At 63.0% G+C, this 15,471-nt stretch carries 12 protein-coding genes; 2 read left to right on the top strand and 10 right to left on the bottom strand.

Annotated features, from left to right (window positions below; all coding sequences use genetic code 11):
- Positions 1 to 152: 152 nt before the first annotated feature.
- Complete coding sequence (locus DMP11_RS09675) at positions 153 to 2,114, bottom strand: MDR family MFS transporter (RefSeq protein ID WP_214646990.1); 1,962 nt, start codon at positions 2,112 to 2,114, stop codon at positions 153 to 155.
- Between the two features lie 257 nt (positions 2,115 to 2,371).
- On the bottom strand, positions 2,372 to 3,664 hold the full coding sequence (locus DMP11_RS09670; protein WP_123186281.1) for a helix-turn-helix transcriptional regulator: 1,293 nt from the start codon (positions 3,662 to 3,664) through the stop codon (positions 2,372 to 2,374).
- 310 nt (positions 3,665 to 3,974) lie between these two features.
- Between DMP11_RS09670 and DMP11_RS09665 the strand changes: the two genes are divergently transcribed.
- A complete protein-coding gene (locus DMP11_RS09665) occupies positions 3,975 to 5,894 on the top strand; it encodes an FAD-binding protein (protein ID WP_161555359.1) in 1,920 nt (639 codons plus the stop codon).
- A gap of 24 nt (positions 5,895 to 5,918) precedes the next feature.
- Complete coding sequence (locus tag DMP11_RS09660) at positions 5,919 to 6,605, top strand: cytochrome c3 family protein (RefSeq protein ID WP_123186279.1); 687 nt, start codon at positions 5,919 to 5,921, stop codon at positions 6,603 to 6,605.
- A 429-nt stretch (positions 6,606 to 7,034) separates the two neighbouring features.
- Here DMP11_RS09660 and polA read toward each other — a convergent pair whose 3' ends face one another.
- The 8 genes from polA to lgt all read right to left on the bottom strand — a co-directional run bounded on the left by polA (position 7,035) and on the right by lgt (position 15,426).
- Entirely contained in the window at positions 7,035 to 9,704 is a 2,670-nt protein-coding gene (polA, locus tag DMP11_RS09655; RefSeq protein ID WP_123186278.1) for a DNA polymerase I, read from the bottom strand.
- Between the two features lie 435 nt (positions 9,705 to 10,139).
- Positions 10,140 to 10,802: a winged helix-turn-helix domain-containing protein gene (locus DMP11_RS09650; protein ID WP_214646991.1), complete on the bottom strand. Its 663-nt coding sequence runs from the start codon at positions 10,800 to 10,802 to the stop codon at positions 10,140 to 10,142.
- A 12-nt stretch (positions 10,803 to 10,814) separates the two neighbouring features.
- On the bottom strand, positions 10,815 to 12,137 hold the full coding sequence (locus DMP11_RS09645; protein ID WP_123186276.1) for a glutamine synthetase family protein: 1,323 nt from the start codon (positions 12,135 to 12,137) through the stop codon (positions 10,815 to 10,817).
- A 128-nt stretch (positions 12,138 to 12,265) separates the two neighbouring features.
- The gene (gene rpmE, locus DMP11_RS09640) at positions 12,266 to 12,718 is read right to left on the bottom strand and encodes a 50S ribosomal protein L31 (RefSeq protein ID WP_123186275.1); all 453 of its coding nucleotides are present in this window, start codon (positions 12,716 to 12,718) and stop codon (positions 12,266 to 12,268) included.
- A gap of 224 nt (positions 12,719 to 12,942) precedes the next feature.
- A complete protein-coding gene (locus DMP11_RS09635) occupies positions 12,943 to 13,392 on the bottom strand; it encodes a type II toxin-antitoxin system VapC family toxin (protein WP_123186274.1) in 450 nt (149 codons plus the stop codon).
- A complete protein-coding gene (locus DMP11_RS09630) occupies positions 13,376 to 13,660 on the bottom strand; it encodes a type II toxin-antitoxin system RelB/DinJ family antitoxin (RefSeq protein WP_123186273.1) in 285 nt (94 codons plus the stop codon). The genes DMP11_RS09635 and DMP11_RS09630 overlap by 17 nt, the downstream gene beginning before the upstream one ends.
- A 355-nt stretch (positions 13,661 to 14,015) precedes the next feature.
- Positions 14,016 to 14,396: a desulfoferrodoxin family protein gene (locus DMP11_RS09625; RefSeq protein WP_123186272.1), complete on the bottom strand. Its 381-nt coding sequence runs from the start codon at positions 14,394 to 14,396 to the stop codon at positions 14,016 to 14,018.
- Positions 14,397 to 14,550: 154 nt separating this feature from the next.
- Complete coding sequence (lgt, locus tag DMP11_RS09620; RefSeq protein ID WP_123186271.1) at positions 14,551 to 15,426, bottom strand: prolipoprotein diacylglyceryl transferase; 876 nt, start codon at positions 15,424 to 15,426, stop codon at positions 14,551 to 14,553.
- Positions 15,427 to 15,471: the final 45 nt, after the last annotated feature.

Genomic DNA, 15,471 nt, shown 5'->3' with positions numbered 1-15,471 from the left:
GTCTGGGGGCTCTGGGCTCCGGGGGGTCCAGGGATCTGGGGCTCAGGGTTCCTGGGCGGTGGTTGGGCTTGGAGCCCCTGGGGCCCGGGGCTCCAAAGCTCCTAGGCTCAGGAGCTCCTAGGCTCCGGGGCCTCTGGGTGATGTGGTTGGGGTTAGGACTCCAGGGCCTCCAGGCGGTCGATGGCGTCAGCGAGGGAGCGCATGATGTTGCGGCGCGACAAAACGCCCACCAGGCGCCCATCGGCCCCCACCACCGGCACCTTCTTAATGCGCTTGCTGGCGAACAGGGCGCACACCTCGTCCACCGGCGTGTCGGGCTTCACGGAAATCACCCGATGGGTGGCCACCGCCATAACGTTCAGAGCCAGCAAATCCCGCAACCGCGAAACAGACGTCTCGTCGTCGGCGTATCGGTAGATATTCAGCGACGAGTCCACCAGCGAAATCTCGGTGCGTCCCAGATACGACGCCACATCGCCGTCGGTGACAAAACCCACCAGGGCCCCTTCCCCGTTCACCACCGGCAAGCCACCAGTCTCCTGGGCGGCCATCTGGCGAATCACCGTCTCCATGGTATCGGCATCGCTCACCACCACCGGCTGGCGGTTCATCACATCCGACGCCACATAGCTGGCGGGGCCGCGCCGCTCGTCTGCGGTGGCGTCCACCGTCACGCCGTCGAAGCCGGCACTGTAATCGGGCAGCGAATCGGCGGGCACCGCCACTTCGGCCCCCTTCTTCTCGCGCGCCACAAAGATGACAATCAGCGCCGCCAGCACCATGATGGCGAAGGTGGTGGTATAGGCCATGTGGTCGCCCAGGTACATTTGCTCAAGGCCGCTGGCCTCCGGGTACAGCCCCGGCGCCATGGCGGAAACCGACACCAGCACCGCCGTGCCCACCGAAGCGGCCACCTGATTCAGGGTGTTCGACACGCTCTCGGCATGGTGGATCATGGAGTTGGACAGCGAATTGACGCCCCAGGTGTTAAGCGGCGTCATGGTGAACTGAAGACCGATAGCCAGCGTGGTGTAGGTGAGGGTGACCGCGATGATGGGGCTGTCGATGCCCAGCCGCGCCAGACCCGAGGCCCCCAGTACCGCCACGATGATGCCGGGAATGACCACCTTCCGCAGGCCGTAGCGATCGAACAACCGGCCCGAGAGCAGGCCCATCACCGCACCGATGACGGCGCCCGGAAGCATGGCGAAGCCGGAAACGGAGGCAGAGTTGCCCAGCACCCCCTGGATGTAGAGGGGCGTGATTACTTCGCAGCCCATCAGCGCCGCCTGGATGATGACGATCACCACCACCGTGATGGCGTACTTGCGGGTTCTCAAAATATCCACGTGCAGCATGGGCACCGGAAGCTTGGTTTGGCGGCGCACGTACAGGCCGCACACCACCAGGCCAAACGCCATCAGGGCGAAGGTGATAACGAGGTTTTCGCTATGGGCGAAGGTGGACAGGCCGTACAGCAGGCAAACCAGGCCCACCGTGGAGAGCGCCACCGACAGGGCGTCGAAGGGGGCGCGGGTGAAATTGCCATAATTCTTCAGCACAAACACCGCCAGCAGAATAACCGCCACCGACAGCCCGGTTACGACGGCGAAGAGCGCCCGCCAACCCACCGAATCCACCAAAAGGCCTGCCACCGAGGGGCCCACCGCTGGCGCGAAGCCGATGATAAGGCCGATAACCCCCATGGCGGTGCCGCGCTTCTCGCGAGGAAACACCAGCAGGATGACGGTGAACACCATGGGCATGGCCATGCCGGTGCAGGTGGCCTGCAGCACGCGCCCCAGCAGCAGCACCCAAAAGTTAGGGGCCAGCGCCGCCGACAAGCTGCCCACTGTGAACAGGGCAAACGCCGTAATGAATAGCTGGCGGGTGGAAAAACGCCCAATCAGGTAGGCGGAAAGCGGGATGACCACCGCCTCCACCAGCGCATAGCCCGACGTGAGCCACTGCACCGTGGTGGCGTCCACCCCCACATCGACCATGATGGTGGGCAGCGCCGGCGACAGGAACGTCTGGTTCAGCACTGCCAGCAGCACGCCCACCAGCAGTACGGCCACCATCACAAGGTCTTTTCTGGTTACTCCCAAAGTCATTTGCTCGCACCTCTCATTCGCATTTGGCAAAAAAGTCGAATGCTCGAATGCTAGCAAAACAAAGCCGCGTAATGAACCGTACATTCGGCGAAAGACGCATCAGAGGATGCATGCCAGCGGGCGTGTCAAGAGGACGTTATCCCCATCCCCTGTCATGACGCCGCTGCCCCGCACGGGCCGTTCGTTTAGGCAGAGAGGGAATCTCTGCCCTACGAATGATGTGTCAAGAGCGCACGTCCCCTTGACACGCTATTGCCTCACGAGCGGTCCACCAGCTGCATGAGCTGTTCGCGGGAAGAGACGCCCAGCTTGCGGTAGATGCTCTTCGCGTGGGTGCGCACGGTGCTTTCGGAAATCACCAGCGTTTTGGCGATGAACGCGGGAGTATGGCCCCGCGCCAGGTACATGAAAATTTCCCCCTCCCGCGGCGACAGACCGCAGGCCTCGGCGTGCTGCCTGCACCGGGCAGCCAGGCCGCCCCGCTCCCCTTCCGCGGTTGGCGCCTCCATGGCGGCGGCGCGCTCTTGCACCTGCCACCCGGCATTGAGCGCCATGGCGATGAGGAAGGCAAAATACAGCGTGCTCACCACCAAAAGCGCCGGTCCCCCGTTGTGCACGGCGAAAGGCGGCAGCGTGCCGCAGAACATGCCCAGAAGCGACACCAGGCAAAACCCCGCCACCGTGGCACCGTAAATGAGGGCCACAGAGAACTCGCCGGCATGAGCCATGGCGCACAGGCTGGCCAGCGCCAAAATGGCGATGAGGCCGAAAAAGCCGTAAGACACCCATGCCGCCAGCCACAGCGGAGGGGTGGACTGGGGGAAGCTGTTCAGCACCACCAGCACCAGCGCGAACAGCGGCAGCACCACCTGGTACACAAAAGGCAGAAGCGGCCGGCGCGTCTTCACCAACGAAAGCGGGATGGCGGCCATAGCCCCCAGCACGATGCCAAGGTCTTCCATGTACACTACGTCGAACAGCATGAACTTGCGCACGCCGGTGATGAAGGCGAACATCAAAAGCCCCACGAAAGGCACGAACAGCACCGTGCCCATACGGCCAAACAGGCGAAACAGCGGCTCCCCTTGGCGACGGGAGAGGTTGTCGATGGAATCGGGGGGAGCCGGCGGCTCGCCGACAGCGGTGCCGCGGGGCCCCGAGGCCTCAACGGCATCGGAATCAGAGACAACCGCGCCCCCGGCGCTGCCGGCCGCAGTGGCCACCGCCGCCGCAACCACAAGCGCCACCGGCACCTCCGCCAGAAGCCCCGCGCACAGCGCCCCGTAGCCGACAACGTACAGAACGGCGCTGACGGTCATCACCGGCGGCGACTCCAAAACCTGCGCCCGGCCCCGCGCGGCGGCCACCGTCACGGCCACGCCCGCAACGGCGCCGGCCACCAGCGCCGCCTGGGCAAAGGGGCCCACCGCAACATCGGATAAATCGGAAACCGCGTGGAACACCGTGTAATTGGGCGAGAAAAAGGGAATGGTGGCGAAGAAAGCCGCGAACAGCAGCAATTCCGGCCGAAAACCCTTGACCGCATCCATAGCCCGTGCCCGCCTCTCTCTTTTATATATACGCGAAACGCAGCAGCGCGCCCTGAGAGCTGCCGCCCCGCGTGCCGCGCGCAACACGAAGGATACCACCCCATAGCCGCCGGAGCGGCCGCACGCCTTCCGCACTTTTCCCCACACATAAGGCTTTACCAGGCGTTTTGGAAAAATACCCCAAAACCGCGATGACAAAAGCGCCCCTTTCCCAGAAACCAGCGATAGCCGCGAAGGGCCGCGGCGCGCCATTATGGGGCCATGGATGCGCCCGGACCCCATCGGGCGCCAAACCGACAAAGGAGGGAATATGAGTCACATGGAAGAAGCTCCGGCGAAGGGCTTGTCGCGCCGCGCTTTCCTGAGCCTGGGAGCCGCCGCGGCGGCGGTGGCGGCCGGAAGCAGCCTGACGGGATGCGCCCCCACGCCCCGTTTCATCGAGGGCAATTCGATGACCTACGGCGAAGCGGAGGGCCAGGCGAGCGCCGGAACCAACGTCATCCACAATGTGAAGGACACCTCATGGATGACCCAGCCGACGGAAGTGACCGACTTCACTGCCGAGTACGATTGCGACGCCGTGGTGTGCGGCCTGGGTTTCGCCGGCACCACCGCCAGCCGCGAGCTTGCCGAGCAGGGCAAGAAGGTAATCGTCATCGAAAAGCAACCAGAGGACACCTATGCCGCCACCGGCAATGAGTTCGCCTCGCTGAACGCCGCAATCCTGAAAAAACGCGGCGTACCGGCAATCGACCCGGTGGAGTTCTACCAGAACTTCATGAAGATCACCTCCAACATGCCCAACCCCTCGCTGGTAATGAAATTCGCCCAGAATTCTGAAGCGAACTCGAACTGGTATCTGGAGCCGCTGTCCGAAGAGGATTTCGCCACCATGACCACCGCGTTCTTCCCGCCCACCGAACACCAGATGAGCGAGTTGTCCGGCATTAAGTTCTGGCCCAGCGTGTGCAGCTTCTACGGCGGCTGCAATCAGACCAAAATCGTGGGGATGAACCACGACATCGCCAAGCAGCACGGAGCCGAGTTCCTGTACGGCACCACCGGCGAATACCTGATTATGGAAGACGGCAAGGTGGCGGGCATTGTGGCGAAAAGCGATGCGGGCTACATCAAGGTGAACTGCCGCGCGGTAGTGCTGAGCTGTGGCGGCATGGGAGGCAACCCCGAAATGATGGCCTACTTCATGCCCGATATGGCCCAGGCGCTGGTGGAAGGCGAGCAGCTGAGCTCGATGTCGGCCAACGACGGCCGCGGCGTGCAGATGGCCTACTGGGCCGGCGCACACCTGGAGACCACCCCCATCGCCGGCATGAACATGAAAGGCCTCTCTCTGCCAGGCAAGATGAACTGCCTACCGCAAGCGGTATGGGTTGACGAAAACGGCAAGCGCTTCTGCAACGAGTACTACCCCACCTCCGAGCAACGCGGTTACCAGACCACCTTCATGAGCCGCAAGACTAAATTTGCCATCTGCGACAACAACTTTCCCGAGTACCGCCAGTATACACTGCCCCAGCACGCTGGCTTCACCGCTAGCGAGGAGAACATCGCATCGCTGAGGGAGGCGCTGGACACCGCTTACGCCAAATTCAACGGCACCTACGTGGAGCCGGAATCGAGCGATTCGCAGGCACAGGGCGGCGAAGGCGGAGGTCAGAACGGCGCAGTGCCAGCCGCAGCTGCCGGTGCCGCTGCCGGCGGTGCTCCCGGCGGTGCTCCCGGCGGCGAGGGCGGTGCTCCCGGCGGCGAGGGCGGCGAGCCCAAGGGCGGCCCCATGGGCTCGGTGGACTACATCGCCGACGACACCCTGGAGGGCCTGGCGGGCCAGCTGGGGCTCACCGGAGACGCCGCCACAGCCTTCGTGGAGCAGATCGCCCGCTGGAACGAATACTGCGAATCCGGCGTTGACCTGGAGTTCGGCCGCGACCCGAAGGTGCTGTTCCCGGTGAAGGAACCGCCGTTCTACGCCTGTACCTTCGATCCCGAACTGGGCGAGACCATGGTTACCATGGGCGGCATCATCACCAACGGCGAGCAGAACGCCCTGGATGCCAACTACGAGCCCATCCCTGGCCTGTACGTTTCCGGCAACGACTGCGGCCGCCGCTTCGGCACCGAGTACGTCACCCCCATCCCCGGCGTGTCCATCGCGTTCGCCATGGTGCTGGGCCGCGAATGCGGCAAGTCCGTGGCCGAGTTCCTGGGCTAACCCCCGCACAGATTGGAGAAACCCATGAGCGAAGAGGAGAAGACCCCCGAGGCCGCCCCTAAACAGGTGGCCGTGAAAAAGGGGCGCAAGAAGGGGCCCATCGCCGCCGCCGTAGTGGCCGCCATCGTGGTGGTTGCGGGCGCCGGGCTTTGGGTGTGGCACGAGCAGCCCAGCTTCTGCGCCGCCATCTGCCACATCCCCATGGATCCGTACCTGGAAACCTACGAGGAGCCGGCCGGTGCCGAGGGCGTGGACAAGTGGAACAACGCCGTGTCCAACACCAACGCCATGCTGGCGGTTACCCACCGCGAAGCCGGCGAGGCCTGCATGGACTGCCATGTGCCCACCCTGTCCGAGCAGGTTGGCGAAGCGGTGAGCTGGGTGAGCGGCAACTACGTGTTCCCGCTGATGGAAGGCGATCTGAATTCGCTGACCGAGGCATCGGGCATGGACGCCGACCAGTTCTGCCTGAAGAGCGGCTGCCATGTGACCGCCGACGGCGCCGACCTCACCACGCGCCAACAGCTGATCGAGGCCACGGCCGACCTGAGCTTCAACCCCCACGTGGCCCAGCACGGCCAGCGGGAGTGCAGCGACTGCCACAAAGGGCACCGGGCGTCGGTGCTGGTGTGCGCCGACTGCCACAACGAGGCCCAGCTGCCAGAAGGCTGGATCACCCCCGAAGAGGAAAACCAGCTGATTATCCAGTAGCCCACCCGAACCATCCCCTCCCCTCCGAAGGCCCCGCTCCCTCCAACGCGGGGCCTTCGCCATTTCCGGAGCAGGAGCAGGGGGAAGGGCGGGGGCAGCCCAAGTCGCTCAGACAGTCCTGCTTTGGAAAACGCGCCACTGGCGCGTTTTCGTCGTGCGGAACTCGCTTTGTTGGACCACCCCCGCCCTTCCCCCGCACGGCCGCGACGGGCTCGTTCTGCCGGGCCATTTTCGTAGGGCCGAAATTCGGAGACAAAGAGGCACCACGGGTCCATATCAGCAGCTGAAACATTCCCAGGTGCCCCAGATTGGCCCGAAGCCCGGCTGAGCGCACTGCGGTGCGCGAAGGAAGGGGGTGAGCGCCAAGATGGGGCGCATGGGGATGTTTCAGCGGACGACTGGTTCCGGCTGCCGTCAGGCGGCCGGAACTCAGTGGGCTTGGGCCCAGTTTTCTCCCCAGCTCACATCGGCGATGAGGGGCACGCGCAAATCGGCGATGCCCTCCATAATCTCCTTCACCATGGCCGCCAGCTGCTCCACCTCCCCCTTCGGCACCGAGAAGTCCAGCTCGTCGTGCACCTGGATGAGCAGCTGCGCCTCCATGCCCTCCTCCAGCAGCCGCTGCTGCACCTGGCGCATGGCCAGCTTGATGATGTCGGCGGCAGAGCCCTGCATGGGGTGGTTCATGGCGGTGCGCTCGCCGAAGCTACGCTGCTGGAAGTTCTTGGCGCGCAGTTCGGGGATGTGGCGCTTGCGGCCGAACATGGTTTGGGCGTAACCCAGCTGCTTGGCGTCGGCCACCGTCTCGTCCAAAAAGCGGCGCACGCCGGGATAAGCGGCGAAGTAGCGGTCGATCATCTCGCGCGCTTCCGCCACCGGAATGTCGAGGGTTTGGGACAGCCCGAAGGCCTGCTGGCCGTACACGATGCCGAAGTTAACCGCCTTCGCACGGCTGCGCTGGGCGGGGGTCACGGCGTCGGGGGCGATGTCAAACACCCGCGCGGCAGTGGCGGTGTGGAAATCGGCGCCGGAATTGAAAGCGGCCACCAAATGCTCATCTTGGGAAAGATGGGCCAGAAGCCTCAGCTCGATTTGGGAATAGTCCGCCGAGAGGAAAAGACTGCCAGCGTCCAGCGGCACGAAGCACTCGCGGATGCGACGGCCGAAATCGGTACGCACCGGGATATTCTGCAGGTTGGGATCGGAAGAGGACAAACGGCCGGTGGTGGTCACCGTTTCATGGAAGCGGGTGTGGATGCGGCCGTCCCCCGCCCGCTGCGCCAGTTTTGGCAGCGCGTCAAGGTAGGTGCTCTTCAGCTTCGCCATTTCCCGGTAGCGCAGCACCAAATCGGGCACGTCGCTTTGCTTGGCCAGCTCTTTCAGCACGCTGGCGTCGGTGGAATAGCCCCGTTGGTTCTTCTTCAGGGTGGGCAGCCCCAGCACCTCGAACAAGATGCGCCCCAGCTGCTTGGGGGAATCGATGTTGAAGCGCTCGCCGGCGGCTTCGAAAATCTGGGCGGAAAGGGTGTCCAGCTGCTGCTGCGCCTCGGCGGCCAACGACGCCAGGCCGGGGCCGTCTATCTCCACGCCGGCCCGTTCCATGAGGGCCAGCACCGCCACCAGCGGCAAATCGATATCGAAGTAAGCGGCGGCGCTGTCATCGCCCGCCAGCCGCTTGTCCAGCACCCCCACCAGCTGCCGCAGCGCCTCGGCGGCAAGCGCCAGCCGCTCGGGCTCCTCTTCCATTTCGGGCAAGGCGCCCAGCTGGCAGTCTTCGCACAGCGCCTCCAACGTATAGGCGCTGGTGGAAGAGTTCAGCACGTAGGCGGCCAGCCCCGCGTCGAACCCGCGGCACGCCATCGCCTGGACTGGCGTCACCAGCGCCTCCAGCGAGGAGTCGGCCGGCAGCACGCAGTGCAGCAGCTCTTTCAGGCTGAAGGCGGCAAAGGTGCCCCGCGCCACCACTTCCGCCAAAAGCTCGAAGGCCAGCGGCGGCTCGGCCACCACCGTGGCGCCGCCGCAGGCGAACGCCACCAAATCCTGCGGCTCTTCCGAGAACAGCGAGGCCTGGGCCTCCCCTTCCCTATCTTCCGCCGCGATGCGGGCCACCCCCACAAGCGTCCCCTCGTCCAGGGCCTTCGCCACAACGGCGCGGGCTTCATCGGCCTCCTGCACCAGCTGGCCGAAATCCAGCTGGGCCGCCGGCCCCTTCGCCGGCGTGGCCCCCACCAGCGAGAGCACACGAGTCATCTGGCTGTTCAGAGAGAACTTGCCGAAGACCTCTTGCACCGCCTCCGGCTGAAACGACGGGAACCGCAGCTCTTCCAAGTCCAACGGGAAGTCCAAATCGGTAACGATGGTGGCAATTCTGCGGGAAAGGAAGGCGCTGTCGCGGCCGGCTATGATGTTCTCTTTCTGCTTGCCCTTCAGCCTGTCCACGTTCTCGTAAATGCCCTCGATGGACCCGTATTGGGACAGCAGTTTGGCGGCGTTCTTGGGGCCGATGCCGGCCACGCCGGGAATGTTGTCGGAGCTGTCGCCCATGAGCCCCAGGAAGTCAATGAACTGCGCGGGGGTAACACCGTAGCGCTCCTCCACTTCGGCGGGCCCGTACACCTGAACGTCGGTGAGGCCCTTCTTCGTGGTGACAATGGAGGTGGCGTCGGTGGCCAGCTGGTAGGCGTCCTTGTCACCGGTCACCAGCAGGGTGCGGTACCCCAGCGCCTCGTCGCGGGCGGCCACCGTTCCCAGGATGTCGTCCCCTTCCCACCCGGGCACTTTCACCACCGGAATAGCCATGGAGGCCAGCAGTTCTTCGATGATGGGAAATTGAACCCGAAGTTCATCGTCCATCGGTGGACGCTGGGCCTTGTATTGTTCAAGTTGTTCAATTCTAAACTTCGGTTTGCCAGCATCGAAGGCGCATACGATGGCGTCGGGGTTCTCCATTTCAATGAACTTCAAAATCATTTGCAAGAAGCCGAACACCGCGTTGGTAGGAGTACCATCGGCGGCGTTCATAGTGGGAGGCACTCCGTGATAGGCCCGGTGCATCAGGGAGTTTCCATCGATTACCGCTACTTTCTTAGGTGCTTTCATAACTGCTCCCTCTTGGCTTTTCTGCCGCTATGAACCCTACGTTCAACAGCCGCCTTTACTCATTGGTTCAAATTTACTACCGCTATAGTTCAAGTTTGTTTGAGTTCAATTTCAGATGTAAACCGTTCAAAGCCACTCCGCAAAATCCTCTTCACACCACCGCCAACAACCGCCCAAGCCTCTTCGTAGGGCCGAAACTACACCTCTGCCTGGCCGGCTGTCACCACTCGCCTGTCCCTTTTCATAGGGCAGAGATTCTATCTCTGCCTGGCCGACAACCCTCACCTGGCTGCAGCATCAGGAAGAGATAGAATCTCTTCCCTACGAATTCAGGCCCGAAGCCCGCAGGCCCAGACCCGGCACCCGCGAGGCCAAACCCGAAGCGCGCGGAGGCCGAACCGGGCTTTCAGCGCAACACGAAGGCAGGCCCCTCGCCTAGGCGCTCCACAGATACCCTACCCCGCGCACCGTTTCCAGGTGCTGGGCAAGCTCGGGGCCCAGCTTCGCCCTCACGCGGCGCACGTGCACATCCACCGTGCGGCTGCCGCCGTAATAGTCGAACCCCCACACCCGCCGTAGCAGCGCGTCACGGGAATAGGTGCGGCCCGGGTGGGTTACCAGAAACGCCAGCAGCGCGTACTCCAGATAGGTGAGGTCGAGCGGCTGCCCGTTCACCTTCACTTGGTAGGTGGCCATGTTGATGGTCATGGAGTCCACTGTGATGAAATCGGCCGAGGAGGTTTCGTTGCCCGGCCACAGCAGCTGCCGCACCCGCGCCCCTATTTCGGCGGCGGAGGAGCCCTGCACCACGAAGTCAGCCTTCACTTGCACCGGCAGCCGGAAGGTGGCCAGCTGCGCTTCGCTCACAATCACCAACATGGCACAGCTGCCGTCTTCCATCAACTGGCTTTCCGCCTGGGCGATGCTGGTAACCGCATCGTCGCGGGCTTCGATGATTACCAAATCGCGATCGGGATGGGCGGCCAGCAGCTTCTTCAAATGCAGCGACGACCCCGCCGCCACATCCACGTCCATATGACTGAGCACCTGTTGGAACCGATGGGCGTTGTCCAGGCTGTCGGCTATGAAAATCACCATTTTCCGCTGCATTTACAACACCGCCAAAAAACGATCGCGCTCCCAGGGGGTCACTACCGCCTGGTACTCTTCCCACTCCCTGCGCTTCGCCTGCACCAAGTAGTCGTGCACCAGGGGGCCCATCGCCTCCCGCATCAGCTGGCTGTTGGCAAACAGCTCCACCGCCTCTCCCAGGCTTTCCGGCAGCCGGCGCCCCACGCCGTCGGCGGGACAGCTGTCCCCTTCGCAGGGAGGCTCCAGCGGCAACTGCTGCTCGATGCCCGAAAGCCCCGCTGCCAGCATGGCGGCGAAGGCCAGATAGGGGTTAGCGGAAGGATCAGGGCTGCGCAGCTCGATGCGGCTGGCGTTTTCGCTGTTGGGGCGGTAGCTGGGCACCCGCACCAGCGTAGAGCGGTTGTGACGGCTCCAGCCCACCGCAACCGGCGCATCGCCGCCCGCCGCCAAGCGCTTGTAGGAATTCACGTGCTGGTTGGTGACCAGGCAGAATTCCGGCGCGTACTTCAAAATGCCCGCCAGGTAGTGCTTCGCTGTGTCCGACAAGCCGTAACCTGCAGGGTTGTCGGGGTCGAAAAAGGCGTTGCCGCCGTCCAGGTAAAACAGGCTCTGGTGCACGTGCATGCCGCTGCCCGGCTGGTCGGCCATGGGCTTGGGCATGAACGACGCGTACACCCCATGCTTCAGGGCAATCTCCTTCACCACCATCTTGTAGGTCATCACCGCGTCGGCCATGGACAGCGCTTCGTCGTAGCGCAGGTCTATCTCGTTCTGAGAGGGGCCCTTCTCATGATGGGAGTATTCCACCGGAATGCCCATGTTCTCCAGCGTCAGCACCGTGTCGCGGCGCAAGTCGGAAGCGTAGTCCAGGCTGGTGAGGTCGAAGAAGCCGCCGCGGTCGAGCACCTCGGTGCCCTGGTCGTCTTTGAAGTAGTAGAACTCAAGCTCGGGCCCCACGTTGAAGCCGTAGCCCATCTCGGCGGCGCGGCGCACCTGCCGCTCCAGCACGTAGCGGGGGTCGCCCTCGAAGGGGCGCCCGTCGGGGGTGCACACCGAGCAAATCATGCGGGCCACCGCGTTCGACTGCGGCCGCCACGGCAGCACCTGAAAGGTGGACGGGTCGGGGAAGGCCAGCATGTCGGCTTCCTGCCATTGGGAAAAGCCCTCGATGCAGCTGCCGTCGAAGCCCATCCCCTCTTGGAAGGCGTTGTCCAGCTCGCTGGGAATGACGGCGAAGGACTTCATGTGCCCCAGCACATCGGTGAACCAGAAGCGCACGAAATGCACGTCGCGGCTCTCGATGGTTTTCAGCACGAAATCTTGCTCGAGGTTCATGGGCATAGGGCATCTCCTTCGCGGGAACGCGGCGTTTTTCGCAAGCAATCAGTATAGCGCACAGCGGGGCGCGCAAACAAAAACGCCCCGCATTTGCGGGGCGTGTGCACCAGTTGGGAACAATCCCGGAAGCGCTACTCGGTGGCCTCTTCAGTGGCCTCGGCGGCAGCCTCAGCCACTTCGGCCTCAACGGCCTCGGCGGCAGCCTCGTCGGCGGTGTCAGCGGCAGCGGCAGCCTCGGCTTCGGCCTTAGCGGCAAACTCGGCAGCGCGGGCAGCCTTGGCAGCGGCCTTGGCCTCGCGCTCGGCCTTCTTAGCGGCTTCCTTCTCAGCGGCCTTCGCAGCCTTCTCGGCCTTCTTGGCAGCCTCGCGAGCAGCCACGGTATCCTTGGCGGAACCGAAGCGATCGGCAAAGCGCTGCACGCGTCCACCGGAGTCAATCAGCTTCTGCTGGCCAGTGTAGAAGGGATGGCAGGCGTTGCACAGGTCCACGCGAATCTCCGGCTTGGTGGAGCGGGTGGTGAAGGTGTTGCCGCAGCTGCAGCGCACAACGCACTCCATGTACTCGGGATGAATTCCTTGCTTCATTCTTTTTCTCCTATGGTTCGTGTTCTTGGTTTCCGACCAAGCAACATCTTTCGCCCGGGCAGGCCGGGCAGACAGCCCGCCTATATTAGCACGGGGCCGCAGAAACGCAAGAAGCCGCACAGCAACTGCGCATTTCCTCCGATTTACGGCAGCCATTCAAGGTACCTGCGCGCAACTCCTTGAAGAGCAGCGGCTCTCCCCTTGAAGCGAATGGCAGCGCCTTGTTATTCTTCCCAGATTATTTCGCGGTAGACGATGCCGCGGGCGTCTAACTCGTCGAACAGCTGCTGGGGGGTGAGAGCCTTCACCGGTGAACGCTGAAAGTCCTTCGGGTTGCGGGTAATGATGTAATCGGCGCCGATTTTCTTGGCGCAGCAGGCCACCAGGCAATCCTCGAAGTCGGCCCATTTTTGCGACAGCGCGTCAGCCACATTATCGGCCGACACGCCCACCACCTTAAGGAAGGAAAGGTCCTCCTCTATCATGCGCTGCGCCTCGCAGCTCCCAAAATCCTTCCGCAGCAGATAGAAAAGGTCGGTAACCATACTGGCCGTTATATAGGTGCGGGCCTCGCCATAAATGCCCAACAAGCAGGCACGTCGCGACAGCTCGTAAAAGGGCTCGCGGCGGCCGATGTGGTCCAGCAAGATATTGGTATCAAGCATCAGATCCATAGCGCTCCTTCAGCCGCTGCTCCCTTAGCTCCTCGTCGGTCAGGGCAAGGGGCTTTTTCGTGTGGCAGTGGTCAAAGGCCTGAACCCGCCAAGCAACATCCGCCGCGGTTGGCTCGGCAAAATCCGAAAACGGAAGCCTGTCGTTTTTAATCGCATAATCGAACAAAGCACGAACCGCACTGGAGGGAGACACCCCAAGGCGCCTCATAACCAACGTGCCCTGCTCTTTTGCGTAAGCATCAAGCCTGACCGTAAGGACAGATTCCAAAGCAGCCTCCTTTGCTAATGTATTACATGTAATACATTAGCAAAGTTCAAGCCTTTTGTAAAGAACGCCCATCGGTGGCAAACCACATTAGCGCACATCTCGCCAATGTCGCGAATCCAGTTTTCGCGGAGCGAAGATTCCGCCTCTTCCCAAACGGACACCCTGCAAACAGTTGCCGCCCAGGCAGACATAGAATGTCTGCCCTACGAATTGTCTTACGCCGCGAAACCCATGCCAACGGCGGCCTAGCGCATAAGAGCTCCGATAAGAAAAGGCGGCCATCAGGCCGCCTTCAAGTGCCGAAAGATTGTTTTGCGCTGCACGCCTCTTGAACACGCAGCCTCGCACAAAGTTGCTACAGCTCAGTCACCCACAGGCCATGCAGGTTGCAGTACTCGTACACCGCCAGCGGCTTCACCGTGGCGGGCACGAAAAAGTCGGTGCTGGGGGCGTTCTCCGGCGTGAGGGGATGGATATCGTAACCGGCATCGGTGAGCAGGCAGATGAACTGAATCCAGTGCTCGGGGGTCATAGGATGGTCCACGCTGCCCACGTTCACATGGATGTGCCCCTCTTCGCGGGTAACCGCCGGCACGTGCTTCTCGGTGGCGGCGTCCACGCTGTCGGGCACCATCTCCACCATCTTTTCGCCGCAGCACACCAGCGGCACGCCCTTGTCAACAACCTTCACCGCAATATTGCCGCAGTGATTGCACTTGTAGAATTTGATTTCCATGGAACAAATCCTCCTAAATCGATGGAAAAGTACCTCTAGACGAGGCCTCGTTTCAGTGTAGTGGCTTTCGCCTGCACAAGCGCGGAAGCCGGCGCCTTTGTAACCACCGCGTAGGGCAAAGAGCGCAGACGGCGGGGGCGGGCAAGGACACCCGCTACGAGGAAACCCCTCCGCCAGGGCCGGCTGCTGCAGGGGCGTCCTCCTCCTCGGGGGGCTCAGGGGCCCCTTCTTGGGGAAGCTTTGCCCGCACCGCATACACGACAAGCGCTATGCCCGCTACAATCAGCGGCACCGACAGCACCTGTCCCATGGTAAGCCAGCCGCCCCACAGATACCCCAGCTGGGCGTCCGGCTGCCGCACGAATTCCAACAGGAAGCGGAACAGGCCGTACATGGCCAGAAAGCCGCCCAGAAACGTGCCGCGCGGCCGCGGCGGCATCTTCCGGGACAGGGCGTACAGCACGCAGAAGATGACCAGCCCTTCCAGCAGCGCCTCGTAAAGCTGGGAAGGATGGCGCGGCATGGTGCCGGCGGCCCCACCGAACACAACCCCCCAGGGCAAATCGGTGGGGGCGCCCCACAGCTCGCCGTTCACGAAGTTGGCGCAGCGGCCGAAGAACAGCCCCAAAGGCGCGGCAATGGCGCCGAGGTCGGCCAACGTGAGGAAGGGAATGCCGGTGAACTTCCAGGCCACAACGCCCCCCAGCAAGGCCCCCACCAACCCGCCGTGGAAGCTCATGCCCCCTTGGCTGAAAGCCAGGATGTCCAGCGGATGGGCCAAATAGTAGCCATCGCCATAGAACAGGCAATAGCCCAATCGGGCGCACACGATGATGCCCACCATCACGCACAGCATGATGGTAATCACGTCATCGCTGGTAATGCGCACCTTCCAGCGCTTCGCCACCCGGTACAGGATGAAGGCCGCCAGCGCGAAGCCCAGCACGTAGGCCAGCCCGTACCAGCGCACCGAAACGGGCCCCAGCGAAAAGGCCACCGGATCCAGGCTTTGGTAAATGTCGTTCAGCATAATAGTCCTTTGCTACAAGACGGGGCGGGGCTGGCAGGGGGACGG

Origin of the sequence: Parvibacter caecicola (assembly GCF_003725335.1) — a bacterium.
Lineage (GTDB): Bacteria > Actinomycetota > Coriobacteriia > Coriobacteriales > Eggerthellaceae > Parvibacter > Parvibacter caecicola.
Note: the sequence above shows the minus strand (reverse complement) of the source record. Positions and strands in the feature narration are given on the sequence as shown.